The sequence below is a fragment of the Streptomyces longisporus genome, from assembly GCF_039532765.1.
Classification (GTDB): domain Bacteria; phylum Actinomycetota; class Actinomycetes; order Streptomycetales; family Streptomycetaceae; genus Streptomyces; species Streptomyces longisporus.
In genome coordinates this window covers 40,712-57,439 of the sequence record NZ_BAAASG010000017.1, presented here as the reverse complement: position 1 = coordinate 57,439, position 16,728 = coordinate 40,712, and the positions used below count along the sequence as shown (strand labels likewise).

The following is a 16,728-nucleotide window of genomic DNA, read 5'->3' as shown; positions in this document are numbered from 1 at the left end:
GATCAGGAAGAACCGGAGGGTGCCGGGCCCGTGCTCGCCCGGACCGTCAACTCCGGGGCGAGCAGCACGACTTCGTCCGTGCCCCGGCCGTCGAGCTTGGCGACCAGCCGCTCCACGGCGTGCCGTCCCATCTCCTGGGCGGGGATGGCGACGGACGTCAGCCGCACCGAGGCCTGCACGGCGACCTGGTCCGGGCAGACCGCGACCACCGACACGTCCTCGGGCACGGCACGGCCCTGCTGGCGGAGCAGGGCGAGCAGCGGCTCGACCGCCGACTCGTTCTGCACGACGAAGCCGGTGGTGCCCGGCCGCTCGTCGAGAATGCGGGCGAGGGTGACCGCCATGGCGTCGTACCCGCCCTCGCACGGCCGGTGCAGCAGCCGTACGCCCAGCTCCTGGGCGCGCGAGCGCAGTCCGTCCAGGGTGCGCTCGGCGAAGCCCGTGTGCCGCTCGTAGACGGCGGGGGCCTCTCCTATGACGGCGATGTCGCGGTGGCCGAGCATCGCCAGGTGCTCCACGCACAGCGCGCCGGTCGCCTTGAAGTCCAGGTCGACGCAGGTCAGTCCGGAGGTGTCGGCGGGCAGGCCGATGAGGACCGAGGGCTGGTCGGTGCCGCGCAGCAACGGCAGCCGCTCGTCGTCGAGTTCGACGTCCATCAGGATCATCGCGTCGGCGAGCCCGCTGCCGGTGACCCGGCGCACCGCGTCGGGGCCCTCCTCGCCGGTCAGCAGCAGGACGTCGTAGCCGTGCGTGCGGGCCGTGGTGGCGACCGCGATGGCGATCTCCATCATCACCGGTACGTACATGTCGGTGCGCAGTGGCACCATCAGCGCGATGATGTTCGACCTGCTGCTGGCCAGGGCCCGTGCGCCCGCGTTCGGGTGGTAGCCGAGTTCGCGGATGGACTGCTCGACCCGCTGCCGGGTGGTCGTGGAGATGGACCGCTTGCCGCTGAGGACATAGCTCACCGTGCTCGCCGAGACTCCGGCGTGCTGGGCGACCTCGGCGAGGGTGACCATCCAGCTCTCCAAGCGTGTGAAGCGCTTCGACAGTGCGCATTGCGAACAGGGGCGGGTGGGGGTGGTTCGACACTAGCTCTAGCGAGGGTGGGTGTCCATAGGCAGTCGAAGCGCTTCGACAGCTTTCTTCTCGGCTTTCTTTTCGAGGCGTCGTCCCATGGAAGAGGTCGTACCAGAAACATCCACCGAACGGCTGCACAAAGGGTGGTGGCCTCGCCCCGAATCGGGTACATACGATCGGGTAGCACCCGTCGGTAACCAAAGTCGACCAAGATCCCGATTCGCGGCGAGGTGGCCCTGATGTCCGCAGCACCCGCACCCTCTTCCCGACGCCCCACCGTCACCGAACGCGAGGCCCGCCAGGTGGCGGAGGCGGCCCGTGAACAGGACTGGCGCAAGCCGAGCTTCGCCAAGGAACTCTTCCTCGGCCGCTTCCGCCTCGATCTCATCCACCCGCACCCCACCCCGTCCACCGAGGACGTGCAGCGCGGCGAGCAGTTCCTCACCAAGCTCCGCGACTTCTGCGAGACGAAGGTCGACGGCGCGCTGATCGAACGCGAGGCCCGGATCCCCGACGAGGTGATCAACGGCCTCAAGGAACTCGGCGCCCTCGGGATGAAGATCGACACGAAGTACGGCGGCCTCGGCCTCACCCAGGTGTACTACAACAAGGCACTCGCTCTGGCGGGCTCGGCCAGTCCGGCGATCGGCGTACTGCTGTCGGCGCACCAGTCGATCGGCGTACCCCAGCCGCTGAAGCTGTTCGGCACACCGGAGCAGAAGGAGCAGTTCCTGCCGAGGTGCGCCCGCACCGACATCAGCGCCTTCCTGCTCACCGAGCCGGACGTCGGGTCCGACCCGGCCCGCCTCGCGACCAGCGCGGTGCCGGACGGGGACGACTACGTCCTCGACGGCGTGAAGCTGTGGACCACCAACGGCGTGGTCGCCGACCTGCTGGTCGTCATGGCCCGCGTGCCGAAGAGCGAGGGCCACAAGGGCGGCATCACCGCCTTCGTCGTCGAGACCAACTCGCCGGGCATCACCGTGGAGAACCGCAACGCCTTCATGGGGCTGCGCGGCATCGAGAACGGCGTCACCCGCTTCCACCAGGTCCGCGTCCCGGCGGCCAACCGGATCGGACCGGAGGGTGCGGGCCTGAAGATCGCCCTCACCACCCTCAACACCGGCCGGCTCTCGCTCCCCGCGTCCTGCGTGGCCGCCGGAAAGTGGTGCCTGAAGATCGCCCGGGAGTGGTCGGCGGCCCGTGAGCAGTGGGGCAAGCCGATCGCCCAGCACGAGGCGGTGGGATCGAAGATCTCCTTCATCGCGGCGACCACCTTCGCCCTGGAGGCCGTACTCGACCTGTCCTCGCAGATGGCCGACGAGGACCGCAACGACATCCGCATCGAGGGTGCCCTGGCCAAGCTCTTCTCCTCTGAGATGGCCTGGCTCATCGCCGACGAACTCGTCCAGATCCGCGGCGGCCGCGGCTTCGAGACGGCCGCGTCCCTCGCCGCCCGCGGCGAGAAGGCGGTCCCGGCCGAACAGGTCCTGCGCGACCTGCGCATCAACCGCATCTTCGAGGGCTCGACCGAGATCATGCACCTGCTGATCGCACGCGAGGCCGTCGACGCCCACCTGTCCGTGGCCGGTGACCTCATCGACCCCGAGAAATCCCTGCAGGACAAGGCGAAGGCGGGCGCGAACGCCGGTGTCTTCTACGCCAAGTGGCTCCCGAAACTGGTCGCGGGTCCGGGCCAACTACCCGTCTCCTACGGCCAGTTCAAGCACGGCGTGGACCTCTCCCCGCATCTGCGCTACGTCGAACGGCACGCCCGCAAGCTGGCCCGCTCCACCTTCTACGCCATGTCCCGCTGGCAGGGGAAGATGGAGACCAAGCAGGGCTTCCTCGGCCGCATCGTCGACATCGGCGCCGAACTGTTCGCGATGAGCGCGGCCTGCGTACGGGCCGAGCTCCTGCGCAGCCAGGGCGACCACGGCCGCGAGGCCTACCAGCTCGCCGACGTCTTCTGCCGCCAGTCCCGCATCCGCGTCGAGGAACTCTTCAACCGCCTGTGGACCAACACCGACGACCTCGACCGCAAGCTGGTCAAGGGCATCATGTCGGGCACCTACGAGTGGCTGGAGGACGGCATCGTCGACCCCTCGGGCGAGGGACCGTGGATCGCCGCGGCCGACCCCGGAGCCTCGGCGAAGGAGAACCTGCACCGCCCGATCCGCTGACCTCCCGGCACCTTCCGAACGGATCCCCCCTCGGTACGTGATCTTCACGCGTCTCACCGGGGGCTGTCCCGCGGATCGGGTCGGCCGGCGGAAACGGCTCCTGCCGGCCGGGCCGGGCGGGTCTCGACCCGGGCGGGCTCCGACTCGAGTGGGTTCGGACCCGGGAGGGCTCCGATTCGGGAGGGCTCCGACTCGGGCGGGCTCCGATTCGGGAGGGCTCCGACTCGGGCGGGCTCCGACTCGAGTGGGTTCGGACCCGGGCGGGCTCCGACTCGGGCGGGCTCCGACTCGGGCGGGCTCCGACTCGGGCGGGCTCCGACTCGGGCGGGCTCCGACTCGAGTGGGTTCGGACCCGGGCGGGCTCCGACTCGAGTGGGTTCGGACCCGGGCGGGCTCCGACTCGGGCGGGCTCCGACTCGAGTGGGTTCGGACCCGGGAGGGCTCCGACTCGGGAGGGCTCCGACTCGGGCGGGCCTCGAACCCGGCGAGCCCCGACCCGGGCGAGCCCCCGTGCGTGCAGCTGCGGCGACCGACAACGGCGCGGCCGGGGTCGCCCATCCCCAAGGCAGCGGGGGAGCGCGTGCCGGGCCCGCGACGCCGAGATCAACCGCCGGGCAGCCCCTGGGGAGGGACCCCGCTCCCACCCCCGCGGAGCCCGACAAGCCACCCACCCGAGCGACGCACTGTCCTCCCGGCGCTCCGGCTCGGCAACAATGGAGCAATGAGCGACAGTCCAGCCCCACTCGCCGACCCGCATCTCGTCTACGACCCCGTGGCGGGAACCGGCCCGAAGGACGTGGTGATCCTCGGCTCCACCGGGTCGATCGGCACCCAGGCCATCGACCTCGTGCTGCGCAACCCCGACCGCTTCCGGGTCACCGGCCTGTCCGCCAACGGCGGCCGGATCGCCCTCCTCGCCGAGCAGGCTCACCGGCTGCGGGTGCGGACCGTCGCGGTCGCCCGTGAGGACGCCGCAGAGGCACTGCGCGAGGCGCTCACCGCGCAGTACGGCACGGGGGAGCCGCTCCCGGAGATCCTCGCCGGGCCCGAGGCGGCCACCCGGCTCGCCGCCTCCGACTGCCACACCGTGCTCAACGGCATCACCGGCTCCATCGGCCTGGCCCCGACCCTTGCCGCCCTGGAGGCGGGACGCACCCTCGCGCTCGCCAACAAGGAGTCGCTCATCGTCGGCGGCCCGCTGGTCAAGGCGCTCGCCAAGCCCGGGCAGATCATTCCGGTCGACTCCGAGCACGCGGCCCTGTTCCAGGCGCTGGCGGCCGGTACGCGCGCCGACGTACGCAAACTCGTCGTCACCGCCTCCGGCGGCCCCTTCCGCGGCCGTACCAAGGCCGAGCTGGCGAACGTCACCGTCCAGGACGCCCTCGCCCACCCCACCTGGGCCATGGGACCGGTGATCACGATCAACTCGGCGACCCTGGTCAACAAGGGCCTCGAGGTGATCGAGGCACACTTGCTGTACGACATTCCCTTCGACCGCATTGAGGTCGTCGTGCATCCCCAGTCGTATGTCCACTCGATGATTGAGTTCACCGACGGATCGACGATCGCCCAGGCGACGCCCCCCGACATGCGCGGGCCCATCGCCATCGGCCTGGGCTGGCCCGAGCGCGTGCCCGACGCGGCACCGGCCTTCGACTGGAGCACGGCCTCGACGTGGGAGTTCTTCCCGCTCGACAATGACGCGTTCCCGTCGGTGAACCTCGCCCGGCACGTGGGTGAACTCGCGGGCACCGCCCCCGCGGTGTTCAATGCGGCCAACGAGGAATGCGTGGAGGCGTTCCGCAGTGGCGCGCTGCCGTTCAACGGGATCATGGAGACCGTGACCAGGGTCGTCGAGGAGCACGGCACCCCGCCCACGGGAACTTCACTCACCGTGCCGGACGTCCTCGAAGCGGAGACCTGGGCACGGGCCCGGGCCCGGGAACTGACGGCGCAGACGACTTCTGCCGCGGAGGCGCGTGCATGACATCCTTGATGATGATCCTCGGCATAGTGATCTTCGTGGTCGGCCTGCTGGTCTCGATCGCGTGGCACGAGCTGGGGCATCTGTCCACCGCCAAGCTCTTCGGCATCCGCGTGCCGCAGTACATGGTGGGCTTCGGCCCGACCCTCTGGTCGCGGAAGAAGGGCGAGACGGAGTACGGCTTCAAGGCCGTCCCGCTCGGCGGCTACATCCGCATGATCGGCATGTTCCCGCCCGGCGACGACGGCCGGATCACCGCGCGCTCCACCTCGCCCTGGCGCGGCATGATCGAGGACGCCCGCTCGGCGGCCTTCGAGGAACTCCGCCCCGGGGACGAGAACCGCCTCTTCTACACCCGCGCCCCCTGGAAGCGGGTCATCGTGATGTTCGCGGGCCCCTTCATGAACCTGGTCCTGGCCGTGGCGCTGTTCCTCACGGTCCTGATGGGCTTCGGCATCACCCAGCAGACCACCACCGTCAGCTCCGTCTCGCAGTGCGTCATCGCCCAGAGCGAGAACCGCGACAAGTGCACGAAGTCCGATGCCGCCTCCCCGGCCGCCGCCGCGGGCCTCAAGGCCGGCGACAAGATCGTGTCCTTCAACGGGGTGCGGACCGACGACTGGAACAAGCTCTCCGACCTCATCCGCGCCACCCCCGGCAAGGATGTGGCGATCGTCGTCGACCGCAAGGGCCAGGAGACGACCCTGCACGCGAAGATCGCCACCAACCAGGTCGCGAAGAAGGACTCCACCGGCCACGTCGTCCCGGGCAAGTACGTCACCGCCGGCTTCCTCGGCTTCAGCGCCGCCAACGGCGTCGTCCGCCAGGACTTCGGCGAGTCGGTGTCCTGGATGGGCGACCGGCTCGGCGAGGCCGTCAGCTCCATCGCGGACCTGCCCGGCAAGGTCCCCGCCCTGTGGAACGCGGCCTTCGACGGCGCCCCCCGCCAGCCCGACTCCCCGATGGGCGTGGTCGGCGCGGCCCGCGTCGGCGGCGAGATCTTCACCATGGACATCCCGCCGACCCAGCAGCTGGCCACGGCCCTGATGCTGATCGCCGGCTTCAACCTCTCCCTGTTCCTCTTCAACATGCTCCCGCTGCTCCCGCTCGACGGCGGACACATCGCGGGTGCCCTGTGGGAGTCGCTGCGCCGCCACCTGGCGAGGGTGCTGCGGCGCCCGGACCCGGGCCCCTTCGACGTGGCGAAGCTGATGCCGGTGGCGTACGTGGTGGCGGGCGTCTTCGTCTGCTTCACCCTGCTGGTGCTGATCGCGGACGTGGTCAACCCCGTGAAAATCACCTAGGGAAAACCAACTGGTCACGCGGAGTTTGTTGCGGCCTGGCACGCTTTGTGCCGGGCCGCATTCCATTGAGTGGGTTTACGGCCGAGGGGGTCCCCCCGCCGAGTGTGTTCGAGGTGGTGGCGTGCCCGGGCCTGCACCGGTGCCGTAATCTCGAAGCCTGGAGCCCGCTGTACCGGCACCGGACCTTGATCCACGACTTGGGGTTGCACAGCAGATGACTGCGATTTCTCTCGGCATGCCGTCCGTTCCGACCAGGGTTGCCGAGCGTCGGCAGAGCAGGCAGATCCAGGTCGGATCCGTGGCGGTCGGCGGCGACGCGCCCGTGTCCGTGCAGTCGATGACCACGACCCGTACGTCCGACATCGGCGCGACCCTCCAGCAGATCGCCGAGCTCACCGCCTCCGGCTGCCAGATCGTGCGGGTCGCCTGTCCCACGCAGGACGACGCGGACGCGCTCGCCACCATCGCGAGGAAGTCGCAGATCCCGGTCATCGCCGACATCCACTTCCAGCCGAAGTACGTGTTCGCGGCCATCGAGGCCGGCTGCGCGGCCGTCCGCGTCAACCCGGGCAACATCAAGCAGTTCGACGACAAGGTCAAGGAGATCGCGCGGGCCGCCAAGGACCACGGCACCCCGATCCGCATCGGCGTGAACGCCGGCTCCCTCGACCGGCGCCTGCTCCAGAAGTACGGCAAGGCGACCCCCGAGGCCCTGGTCGAATCGGCCCTGTGGGAGGCGTCGCTCTTCGAGGAGCACGACTTCCGGGACATCAAGATCTCGGTCAAGCACAACGACCCGGTCGTGATGATCGAGGCGTACAAGCAGCTCGCCGCGCAGTGCGACTACCCGCTGCACCTCGGAGTGACGGAGGCCGGGCCCGCCTTCCAGGGCACGATCAAGTCGGCGGTCGCCTTCGGGGCACTGCTCTCGCAGGGCATCGGCGACACCATCCGCGTCTCCCTCTCCGCGCCGCCCGTGGAGGAGGTCAAGGTCGGCAACCAGATCCTGGAGTCCCTGAACCTCAAGCAGCGCGGCCTGGAGATCGTCTCCTGCCCGTCCTGCGGCCGCGCCCAGGTCGACGTCTACAAGCTGGCCGAGGAGGTCACCGCGGGCCTGACCGGCATGGAGGTCCCCCTGCGCGTCGCCGTCATGGGCTGCGTCGTCAACGGCCCCGGCGAGGCCCGCGAGGCCGACCTCGGCGTCGCCTCCGGCAACGGCAAGGGCCAGATCTTCGTCAAGGGCGAGGTCATCAAGACGGTCCCGGAGTCCAAGATCGTGGAAACCCTCATCGAGGAGGCCATGAAGCTGGCCGAACAGATGGAGGCCGACGGCACCCCGTCCGGCGAGCCGTCCGTTTCCGTGGCTGGCTGAGGAACGTAGGGCTGAGGGGATTTCGGGCTGCGGGAACTTTCGAGCGCCGGCCGGGGCTTGGTCCTTCAGCCCGTCCGGCGTTTGAGGACGAGGCCGCAGGCCGAAGCGGGGGCCTGGGGGCGGCAGCCCCCAGACGGCACGGCAGCCACCGCCCACCGGACAACGAGACGGGGGCGGCACCGCCCGGCTTCCGCAGGTACAGTGCGGAGATCAGCAGAACCTCAGGGTGAGGCCCGCACGTGTTGACGCAGACCACCTCACGGGTGCTCGAACCGAGCGACCTGGACGCCGCGCTCGCCGTCCTCGACCGCGAGCCGGTCGCGAACGCCTTCGTGACCTCCCGGGTCCAGGTCGCGGGCCTCGACCCGTGGCGGCTCGGCGGCGAGATGTGGGGCTTCTACGAGGAGGGCATGCTGACCTCCCTCTGCTACGCGGGCGCCAACCTCGTCCCGATCTGCGCCGGCCCGCGCGCCGTACGCGCCTTCGCCGACCGCGCCCGCAGGGCCGGCCGCCGCTGCTCGTCCATAGTCGGCCCCGTCGAGGCCACCACCCAGCTCTGGCGCCTGCTCGAACCCAGCTGGGGCCCCGCCCGCGAGGTCCGCGCCCACCAGCCGCTCATGGTCACCGACCGCATGCCCGCCGACATCGCCCCGGATCCGTACGTCCGCCGGATCCGCAAGGACGAGATGGAGACGATCATGCCGGCCTGCGTGGCGATGTTCACCGAGGAGGTCGGTGTCTCGCCGCTCGCCGGGGACGGCGGGCTGCTCTACCAGGCCCGGGTCGCCGAACTCGTCGGCTCGGGCCGCTCGTTCGCCCGCCTCGACGAGCACGGCAAGGTCGTCTTCAAGGCCGAGATCGGCGCGGCCACCCCCCAGGCCTGCCAGATCCAGGGGGTGTGGGTCGCCCCCGAGTACCGGGGGAGGGGGATCGCCGCACCGGGCATGGCCGCGGTCCTCCGCTACGCGCTGGCGGACGTGGCCCCGATCGTCAGCCTCTATGTCAACGACTTCAACACCCCCGCGCGAAGGGCGTACCAGCGGGTGGGGTTCCAGGAGGTCGGCGCTTTCATGAGCGTTCTCTTCTAGCCGTACTTACGGCCGGACTTCCAGCCGCAGTTCACAGCGCTGTTCTGAGCCCCGTACGAGACCTGTAGTCTCCCCGGCATGCTGCGCTTTCCCGGTCACGGACACCGCCATCCCGAAGACGTCGTGATCGGCCCCCTCGACCTGTCCGCCCGGGTCGACGAGGCGCTCGCCGTGCAGGCCGTGGCCTTCGGGCTCGGCGCCGACGAGGTCGCCGTACGCCGGCAGATCGTTCTGCGGCACATGACGTACCCGGGAGCCCGCGCACTGGGCGCCACCGTCGAAGGCCGCCTCGTCGGCTTCGTCTACGGCATGCCGAACGACCGCACCCACTGGTGGTCCACGGTCGTCGAGCCGTACCTCCGCGCGCAGGGGCACGACGGCTGGCTCGACGACTCCTTCGTGATCACCGAGCTGCACGTCCACCCGCGCCACCAGAACCGCGGCATCGGCCGCTCCCTCATCACGACCATCACCGACGGCGCCACCGAGCCCCGCTCGATCCTGTCGGCGATCGACGCCGACAGCCCGGCCCGCGGCCTCTACCACTCCCTCGGCTACCAGGACCTGGCCCGCCAGGTCCTCTTCCCGAGCGCCCCGAAGCCGTACGCCGTGATGGGCGCCCCCTTGCCCCTGCGGCGCCGTTAACCGATTTCCACCGGAACCGGCCCCCCGGCTAACCTCCTTGCCATCACCCTTACGCAGCAGGAGTACGAGAACCATGGCGAACGCACCGGTCCAACGCATGTCCCAGTTGATGGCGAAGACGCTGCGTGACGACCCGGCGGACGCCGAGGTCCTCAGCCACAAGCTGCTCGTCCGGGCCGGCTACGTCCGCCGCACGGCGGCCGGTATCTGGTCGTGGCTGCCCCTCGGCAAGAAGGTCCTCGCCAACGTCGAGCGGATCGTCCGTGAGGAGATGGACGCGATCGGCGCCCAGGAGGTGCTGCTCCCCGCCCTGCTGCCGCGGGAGCCGTACGACGCCACGGGCCGCTGGGACGAGTACGGCCAGGAACTGTTCCGCCTCAAGGACCGCAAGGGCGGCGACTACCTCCTCGGCCCCACCCACGAGGAGATCTTCACCCTGCTGGTGAAGGACCAGGCGTCCTCGTACAAGGACCTGCCGGTGATCCTCTACCAGATCCAGCACAAGTACCGCGACGAGGCCCGTCCGCGGGCTGGCATCCTGCGCGGCCGTGAGTTCCTGATGAAGGACTCGTACTCCTTCGACACCGAGGACGAGGGCCTCGCCCAGTCCTACGCCCTGCACCGCCAGGCCTACCAGCGCGTCTTCGAGCGCCTCGGCCTCGACTACCGCATCTGCGCCGCGACCGCGGGCGCGATGGGCGGCTCCAAGTCGGAGGAGTTCCTCGCCCCGGCCGAGGCCGGCGAGGACACCTTCGCGGACTGCCCGAACTGCGACTTCGCGGCCAACACCGAGGCGATCACCTACGAGCTCAAGCCGGTGGACGCCGAAGGCGTGCCCGCGCTGGAGGAGATCCCGACCCCCGACACCCCGACCATCGAGACCCTCGCCGCCTTCCTGGAGGTCCCGGCCTCCGCCACCCTGAAGAACCTCCTGGTGAAGGTCGACGGCGAGATCGTCGCCGTCGGTGTCCCCGGTGACCGCGAGGTCGACATGGACAAGGTCGAGGCGCACTTCGCTCCGGCGGTCGTCGAGATGGTCACCGAGGCGGACTTCGCGGGCCGCCCCGACCTGGTCCGCGGCTATGTCGGCCCGCAGGGCCGCGGCGAGAAGGTCAAGTACCTCGCCGACCCGCGCGTGGCCCCCGGCACCGCCTGGATCACCGGTGCCAACAAGGCCGGCACCCACGCCAGGAACGTCGTCGCGGGCCGTGACTTCGAGGTCGACCAGTACGTCGACGTCGTCGTCGTCCAGGAGGGCGACCCGTGCCCCAAGTGCGGCACCGGCCTCAAGCTGGACCGCGCCATCGAGATCGGCCACATCTTCCAGCTCGGCCGCAAGTACGCGGACGCACTGAAGCTCGACGTCCTCGGCCAGAACGGCAAGCCGGTCCGCGTCACCATGGGCTCCTACGGCATCGGCGTCTCCCGCGCGGTCGCGGCCCTCGCCGAGCAGACCGCCGACGAGCAGGGCCTGTGCTGGCCCGCCGAGGTCGCCCCGGCCGATGTGCACGTCGTCGCCGCGGGCAAGGCCCTGCAGATCGAACTCGCCCTCGACGTCTCGGAGAAGCTGCGGGCGGCCGGACTGCGCGTCCTGGTCGACGACCGGGCGGGCGTCTCCCCGGGCGTCAAGTTCACGGACGCGGAACTCATCGGCGTACCGAAGATCCTGGTCGCCGGCCGCCGCTCCGGCGAGGGCGTCCTCGAACTGAAGGACCGCAGGACAGGCGAGCGCGAGGAGCTGACGGTGGACGAGGCGATCGCCCGCCTGACCGCTTGAGCAACTCCTCAGGAACGTCTCTGGGCCCCTGAAGGGAGCTCACGGGCTTCTCTCAAGCCGTTCCCCGACCGCAGTGCGTGACAGAGCGTCACTATGGGAGGGGAACGGTCAGGAGGGCCGGGCCCCGGCCCTCCTGCAGAACGTCGAGACCCTCGCCCACCTGGCGCTTGGCAGCACACTGTGCATCCCACTGCACCGCCTCGTCGCATACGGCCTGTGCGCGGAGCTGCTGCCGGAACACATCACCCTCGACGAGTGGGGCTACCCGCTCGTGGCCGGCTCTTCGGTCCCGTCAAACCATCGGCAGCGGGGACGCCGCTGAGCGGCGTTTTCCGCCATTTCCGCACGACGCTGAGTCGCCCCCTCATCATTTCCGGCCACGTGGGCAATACATGTAACAGGTGGTGCACGGGTGAGGGGAGAGGGATGAGCCTGAGAGACGATGCGCGTGAGCTCCAGGGTGAACTGGCCGTCCTGCGCCGGGCGTTGCACCGGGAGCCGGAGATCGGGCTGCACCTGCCGCGCACACAGGAGAAGGTGCTGGCCGCGCTGGACGGACTGCCGCTGGAGATCAGCACCGGCAGTTCGCTGTCCTCGGTCACGGCCGTGCTGCGCGGCGGCGCTGGGCCCGGCGGCCCCGTCGTCCTGCTGCGCGGCGACATGGACGCGCTGCCCGTCACCGAGCGCACCGGCGCGGAGTACGCCTCCCGGATCGCGGGCGCCATGCACGCCTGCGGTCACGACCTGCACACGGCCGGTCTGGTCGGCGCCGCCCGGCTGCTCGCGGACCGGCGCGAGAGCCTCGCCGGGGACGTGGTGTTCATGTTCCAGCCGGGGGAGGAGGGCTGGGACGGCGCCGGGCACATGGTCCAGGAGGGCGTGCTGGACGCGGCGGGACGCCCGGTCGACGCCGCCTACGGACTGCACGTCAGCTCGTCGTCGTATCCCACCGGCGTCTTCGCCTCCCGCCCCGGCCCGCTGATGGCGGCCTCGGCGGGCCTGCATGTGCGCGTGGTCGGCGCCGGCGGCCACGGCTCCCGCCCGCACGACTCCCTCGACCCGATCCAGGCGGCCTGCGAGATGGTCACCGCGCTGCAGACGATGGTGACCCGGCGCTTCGACGTGTTCGACCCGGTCGTGGTCACCGTCGGCACCTTCCACGCCGGCACCCGGCGCAACATCATCCCCGACGACGCGGCCTTCGAGGCGACCGTCCGCACCTTCTCGCCGGCCGCCGCCGAACGCATCGCGGAGGTCTCCGTACGCCTGTGCCAGGACATCGCCACCGCCCACGGCCTCACCGCCGAGGTCGACTTCGTCCCCGAATACCCGGTCACCGTCAACCACGCCGATGAGCACGACTTCCTCGCCGACACCGTCCGCGAGGCCTTCGGGGAGGAGCGCTTCGAGCAGCTCACCGACCCGATCACCGGCTCGGAGGACTTCTCCCGGATCCTGGACCGGGTGCCGGGCGCCTTCGTCTTCCTGGGCGCCGACGCCACCGGCGACCCGGAGACCGCCCCCACCAACCACTCCCCGCTCGCCGCCTTCGACGACGCGGTGCTGTCCGACGGCGCCGCCCTGCTCGCCGAACTCGCCGTCCGCCGGCTGGACCGTCTCGCCGAGGAGGCACAGTGCGCCCGTACCACCTGATCCCCGCGGTACCCGCGCTCGGCCTGGTCCTCATGCCGTTCCTGCCGTTCGTCAACACCGGCGGGCTGTGGTTCGGGCTGCCCAGGATGCTGGTGTGGGGCGCGGTGTGGTGTGTGATGTGCACACCCGCGCTGCTCCTCACGGAGCGCCTCATGAGCCGTGGGGAGGCCGACAAGTGACGACGATCCTGGTCATGACCTTCACCGGCATCGCCCTGATCGGCGTCCTCGGCTTCGTCGGCCGCCGCAGGCCCGCCGCCGACCTCTCCGAATGGGCCGTCGGCGGACGCCGGTTCGGCGCGCTGAGCATGTGGTTCCTGCAGGCCGGAGAGGTGTTCACCACCTTCACCTTCCTCGGCATGGCAGGCCTCGCCTTCAGCGGCGGGGTCGCCGCCCTCTACGCCCTCCCGTACGTCCCCATCGGCTACATGGTGCTGTTCTTCCTCGCCAAGCGCCTGTGGTCACTGGGCAAGGAGCGCGGCTACCTCACCCAGGGCGACTACCTGGAGGACCGCTACGACAGCAAACTGCTCGGCACGGTCGCGGCCGTCCTCGGCGTGGTCTTCGTGCTGCCGTATCTCCAACTCCAGATCACCGGCCTGGGGTTGATCGTCCAGCTGGTCACCGGCGACTCGGCCTCCGGCACCCTCAGCATGATCATCGGCTGTGCGCTGGTGGTGGCCTTCGTGCTGTGGGCGGGCCTGCACGGAGTCGCGATGACGTCGTACTTCAAGGACGTCGTCATGCTGATCGTCCTGGCCGTGCTGCTCATCGCCGTCCCGGCCCACTTCACGGGCGGCGTCACCGCCATGTTCCACCGCATCGACAAGCTGCACCCGGAGCTGCTGACGATCCACGCCGGACCGTCCGACCAGGTCTGGTTCACCACGAGCATGCTGGTCAGCATGCTCGGCGTCGGCCTGATGTGTCTGCCGCACGCCTGGCCGGCCGTGATGTCCGCCCGTGACCCCAAAGTGCTGCGCCGCAACTACACCTGGATGCCGCTGTACGAACTCTGCCTCCTGATGCCCATCATCGTGGGCTTCGCCGCCGTCCTCGTCCTCAAGCCGGGCACCCCGGCCAACGGCATCCTGCTGACGCTGAGCAAGCAGGTGCTGCCGACGTGGGCGACGGGCCTGGTCGTGATCGCGGCCATCGCGACGGCGATGGTGCCGGCGGCGGGCATCCTGATCGGCATCTCGTCCCTGGTGGCCCGCAACATCGCCCGGGTGCGGGACGAGCGGAAGCAGTTCTGGATCAACCACGGCACGGTGGTCGCCGCCTGCGGTCTCGCCCTCCTCCTCGCCATCTACCGCCCCGACCTGCTCGCCAACCTCCTCCTGCTCACCTACAGCGGCACGGTCCAGCTCGCCCCCGCCATCGCCCTGGGCTTCCTGTCCCGCCGCCCGGTGGGCAAGGTGGCCGTCCTGGCCGGCCTCTTCGTGGGCGAACTGGTCGTCCTCTGGCTGACGTTCTGGCAGAAGGACCTGGCCGGAAACGTCAACGCCGGCCTGGTGGGCCTGGCCGCGAACATCGCCGTACTCGCCCTGACGGCAGCCGCCGAACGCCTGATGACCCGCACCCCCGCACGGGACGTCGCCCGTTCGCCGGCCACGTCCACCTCACCCTGAACGGCATCGGCCTGCCGGCTGCTCAAAGCCACCCGGCGAACTCGAGCAACAGCTCCGCATCCTTCCCCCGCCCCACCCGAAGCGCCCGCACCCCGGACTCCACGGCCCGGAACAACGTCCACCCCCGCAACCGCTCCTGATCCACGTCCAACGACTCGGCAAGCCGCTTCACCCGCCGCCGTGTCGTCGCCGCCCCCGCAGGCGAGGCGATCAGATCCTCCACCCGATCCCGCACCAACCGAGCCAGATCGAACGCACACTCACCCACCACCGGATCGGGCCCCACGGCCAACCACGGCATCCGCTCGCCGGCGAGCACCTTGCTCTGCCGAAACGTCCCGTGCAGCAGCCGCTGCTCGGGCGGATCCGCCAGCAGCCCCTCGCGGGCGGCGACCGCGGCGTCGACCAGCACGGCCACCTCGGCGAAGCCGGACGCGGTCGCCCGCATGGCCTCGGCCTGCCGCCCGGTCCGCTCGGCCACGGTCTCGAAGACATGCGCGCCCTCGTCGGCAGGTGGCTCCACCCACAGCCGCCGCAAGGTCCCCGCCGCCTCCAGCAGCGCCTTCGCCTCCGGCAACGACCGCACCGACACATCCGGATGCAGCCGCTCCAGCAGCAACACACCCTCCGTCGTGAACGGTTCGACCAGTTGTACGGCGCCCATACCGCCCCAGTGCGCCAGCGCCGCCCGCTCGCTCTCCGGACGGGACCGGGGCGGGGCCAGCTTCAGCACGGCGGGCGTCCCGTCGGGGCGCCGCACCAGCACGACCAGGCTGCTGCGGCCGCCGGGCACCTGGACCCGTTCCACGCTCAACTCGCGCAGCTCGACCGCCTGCCGGGCCGCCTCGGGCAGCTTCTCCAGCCAGTCGTCGCCGTCCGGTGCCGTCTCACCGAGCGCCCTGACCAGACGCTGCGGCGGTGCGAAAACCATGCGCGAGTCGTTCCTTCCAGTACGCGTTACGCCGTGGGGGCCGGCGAGGCCGGGGCGGGGGCCGCCCGCTCGGCGAGCCCAGGGAAGGCTACGCTCTCGCCGCTCCAGCGCACCGCCCGCACCGCCGCCTCCCGCAGCGCCCCGGCGGCCGCCCGCCGCCGCTCGCCCGCGGTCGCCCGCACCAGGTCGGAGTAGACCCCGGCCACCCGGTCCTCCAACTCCGTGGCGAGCCGCACGGCCGCGGCCGAGTCCGGCACCGGGAACGGCAGCGCGTACCCCGCCGCCGCGGCCACCGGCGTGCCGCCCAGGTCCCGTACCTCGCGGGTGAGCGCGTCCCGCCGGGCCCGGTGCGCGTCGTACGCCGCCCGGGCCTCCGTACGCCGTCCCGGGCGGATCTGCCCGCCCACCACCCCGTAGCCGTACACCGCCGCATGCTCGGCGGCCAGCGCCGCCTGCAGGGCCTTCAGCTCCTTCTCCCGGCTCACCCGGCACCCTCCGTCAGCAGATACGCATGCGCCGCCCCGGCCGCCGCCACCGAGGCCAGCAGCCGGGCCAACTCGCCCGGCACGTCGGGGAGCGCCGCGATCCGCCGGTCGGCCAGAGCCCGCTCGGCGGCGGCAAGCCCGGCGAGGGCGTCCTTCTGGTTCACGGGTACGGCGGCGGAAGGAGAAGCCGATTCCGGCGCGGTGGGGGCGGCCCTCTCCACCGTCCCCCCGAACGCCTCCACATGCCGGCCGACCTCCGCCCGCAGCGCCCCCAACTGCTCCGCCACGGCGGGATGCGCGGCGATCACGGCGTCGTACCGCCCGAGCAGCCCCACACTGTCCCGCGCCGCACGCGCGCGTGCCTTCTCCGTGACCGACGGACTGCCACCGGCACTTTTCTCGGACTCCCCGTCGGAGCACCCCACCAACAGGGCGGCCCCGGCGGCCGAAGCGAGCACGGATCTTCTGCGCGGCCCCGAGGGGGCGCGCAAGGGCGGGGGGTACGACACGGCTGACGTCCTCGGGGGCCTGGTACGAACACGCTCGCGGGAAGAGCGCCCCGCGTGTGATCACGGTACCCGCGCATCCATCGCAGT

15 protein-coding genes are annotated in these 16,728 nt (G+C 70.9%); 11 read left to right on the top strand and 4 right to left on the bottom strand.

The window, feature by feature from the left end:
• Positions 1–2: 2 nt before the first annotated feature.
• Positions 3–1,019, bottom strand: coding sequence for a LacI family DNA-binding transcriptional regulator (locus ABD355_RS34045; protein ID WP_344404772.1), 1,017 nt, complete (start codon positions 1,017–1,019; stop codon positions 3–5).
• Positions 1,020–1,319: 300 nt separating this feature from the next.
• Between ABD355_RS34045 and ABD355_RS34040 the strand changes: the two genes are divergently transcribed.
• The 11 genes from ABD355_RS34040 to ABD355_RS33990 all read left to right on the top strand — a co-directional run bounded on the left by ABD355_RS34040 (position 1,320) and on the right by ABD355_RS33990 (position 14,716).
• On the top strand, positions 1,320–3,263 hold the full coding sequence (locus ABD355_RS34040) for an acyl-CoA dehydrogenase family protein (protein WP_344404771.1): 1,944 nt from the start codon (positions 1,320–1,322) through the stop codon (positions 3,261–3,263).
• A 721-nt stretch (positions 3,264–3,984) separates the two neighbouring features.
• Positions 3,985–5,250, top strand: a complete 1,266-nt coding sequence (gene dxr / locus ABD355_RS34035; RefSeq protein WP_344404770.1) for a 1-deoxy-D-xylulose-5-phosphate reductoisomerase — start codon at positions 3,985–3,987, stop codon at positions 5,248–5,250.
• An 8-nt stretch (positions 5,251–5,258) separates the two neighbouring features.
• Positions 5,259–6,551: a M50 family metallopeptidase gene (locus tag ABD355_RS34030; RefSeq protein WP_344405023.1), complete on the top strand. Its 1,293-nt coding sequence runs from the start codon at positions 5,259–5,261 to the stop codon at positions 6,549–6,551.
• 214 nt (positions 6,552–6,765) lie between these two features.
• The gene (gene ispG, locus ABD355_RS34025; protein WP_344404769.1) at positions 6,766–7,923 is read left to right on the top strand and encodes a flavodoxin-dependent (E)-4-hydroxy-3-methylbut-2-enyl-diphosphate synthase; all 1,158 of its coding nucleotides are present in this window, start codon (positions 6,766–6,768) and stop codon (positions 7,921–7,923) included.
• Positions 7,924–8,162: 239 nt separating this feature from the next.
• Positions 8,163–9,011 carry a GNAT family N-acetyltransferase gene (locus ABD355_RS34020; protein ID WP_344404767.1) on the top strand — a complete coding sequence of 283 codons (849 nt, stop codon included), beginning with the start codon at positions 8,163–8,165 and terminating at the stop codon, positions 9,009–9,011.
• Between the two features lie 78 nt (positions 9,012–9,089).
• A complete protein-coding gene (locus ABD355_RS34015; RefSeq protein ID WP_344404766.1) occupies positions 9,090–9,656 on the top strand; it encodes a GNAT family N-acetyltransferase in 567 nt (188 codons plus the stop codon).
• Positions 9,657–9,729: 73 nt separating this feature from the next.
• Positions 9,730–11,433, top strand: a complete 1,704-nt coding sequence (locus tag ABD355_RS34010; RefSeq protein ID WP_344404765.1) for a proline--tRNA ligase — start codon at positions 9,730–9,732, stop codon at positions 11,431–11,433.
• Positions 11,434–11,506: 73 nt separating this feature from the next.
• Positions 11,507–11,755, top strand: coding sequence for a hypothetical protein (locus ABD355_RS34005; RefSeq protein WP_344404764.1), 249 nt, complete (start codon positions 11,507–11,509; stop codon positions 11,753–11,755).
• Between the two features lie 104 nt (positions 11,756–11,859).
• Complete coding sequence (locus ABD355_RS34000) at positions 11,860–13,086, top strand: M20 metallopeptidase family protein (protein WP_344404763.1); 1,227 nt, start codon at positions 11,860–11,862, stop codon at positions 13,084–13,086.
• Positions 13,068–13,265: a hypothetical protein gene (locus ABD355_RS33995; RefSeq protein ID WP_344404762.1), complete on the top strand. Its 198-nt coding sequence runs from the start codon at positions 13,068–13,070 to the stop codon at positions 13,263–13,265. The genes ABD355_RS34000 and ABD355_RS33995 overlap by 19 nt, the downstream gene beginning before the upstream one ends.
• Complete coding sequence (locus ABD355_RS33990; RefSeq protein WP_344404761.1) at positions 13,262–14,716, top strand: sodium:solute symporter family protein; 1,455 nt, start codon at positions 13,262–13,264, stop codon at positions 14,714–14,716. The genes ABD355_RS33995 and ABD355_RS33990 overlap by 4 nt, the downstream gene beginning before the upstream one ends.
• Before the next feature lie 22 nt (positions 14,717–14,738).
• Here the strand turns inward: ABD355_RS33990 and ABD355_RS33985 are convergent, their stop codons facing one another.
• Genes ABD355_RS33985 through ABD355_RS33975 form a run of 3 tightly spaced genes read right to left on the bottom strand, consistent with a single transcriptional unit; the run spans position 14,739 to position 16,641 of the window.
• The gene (locus ABD355_RS33985; RefSeq protein ID WP_344404760.1) at positions 14,739–15,647 is read right to left on the bottom strand and encodes an aminoglycoside phosphotransferase family protein; all 909 of its coding nucleotides are present in this window, start codon (positions 15,645–15,647) and stop codon (positions 14,739–14,741) included.
• Between the two features lie 26 nt (positions 15,648–15,673).
• Complete coding sequence (locus ABD355_RS33980) at positions 15,674–16,132, bottom strand: ferritin-like domain-containing protein (protein WP_344404758.1); 459 nt, start codon at positions 16,130–16,132, stop codon at positions 15,674–15,676.
• The gene (locus ABD355_RS33975; RefSeq protein ID WP_344404757.1) at positions 16,129–16,641 is read right to left on the bottom strand and encodes a hypothetical protein; all 513 of its coding nucleotides are present in this window, start codon (positions 16,639–16,641) and stop codon (positions 16,129–16,131) included. The genes ABD355_RS33980 and ABD355_RS33975 overlap by 4 nt, the downstream gene beginning before the upstream one ends.
• Positions 16,642–16,728: the final 87 nt, after the last annotated feature.

Bases quoted from the DNA above. Each gene is read 5' to 3' on its own strand.
- ABD355_RS34010 (WP_344404765.1), top strand. From the start codon at position 9,730: ATGGCGAACGCACCGGTCCAACGCATGTCCCAGTTGATGGCGAAGACG.
- ABD355_RS33985 (WP_344404760.1), bottom strand. From the start codon at position 15,647: ATGGTTTTCGCACCGCCGCAGCGTCTGGTCAGGGCGCTCGGTGAGACG.
- ispG (WP_344404769.1), top strand. From the start codon at position 6,766: ATGACTGCGATTTCTCTCGGCATGCCGTCCGTTCCGACCAGGGTTGCC.
- ABD355_RS34015 (WP_344404766.1), top strand. From the start codon at position 9,090: ATGCTGCGCTTTCCCGGTCACGGACACCGCCATCCCGAAGACGTCGTG.
- ABD355_RS34045 (WP_344404772.1), bottom strand. From the start codon at position 1,019: ATGGTCACCCTCGCCGAGGTCGCCCAGCACGCCGGAGTCTCGGCGAGC.
- dxr (WP_344404770.1), top strand. From the start codon at position 3,985: ATGAGCGACAGTCCAGCCCCACTCGCCGACCCGCATCTCGTCTACGAC.
- ABD355_RS34030 (WP_344405023.1), top strand. From the start codon at position 5,259: ATGATGATCCTCGGCATAGTGATCTTCGTGGTCGGCCTGCTGGTCTCG.
- ABD355_RS34000 (WP_344404763.1), top strand. From the start codon at position 11,860: ATGAGCCTGAGAGACGATGCGCGTGAGCTCCAGGGTGAACTGGCCGTC.
- ABD355_RS34040 (WP_344404771.1), top strand. From the start codon at position 1,320: ATGTCCGCAGCACCCGCACCCTCTTCCCGACGCCCCACCGTCACCGAA.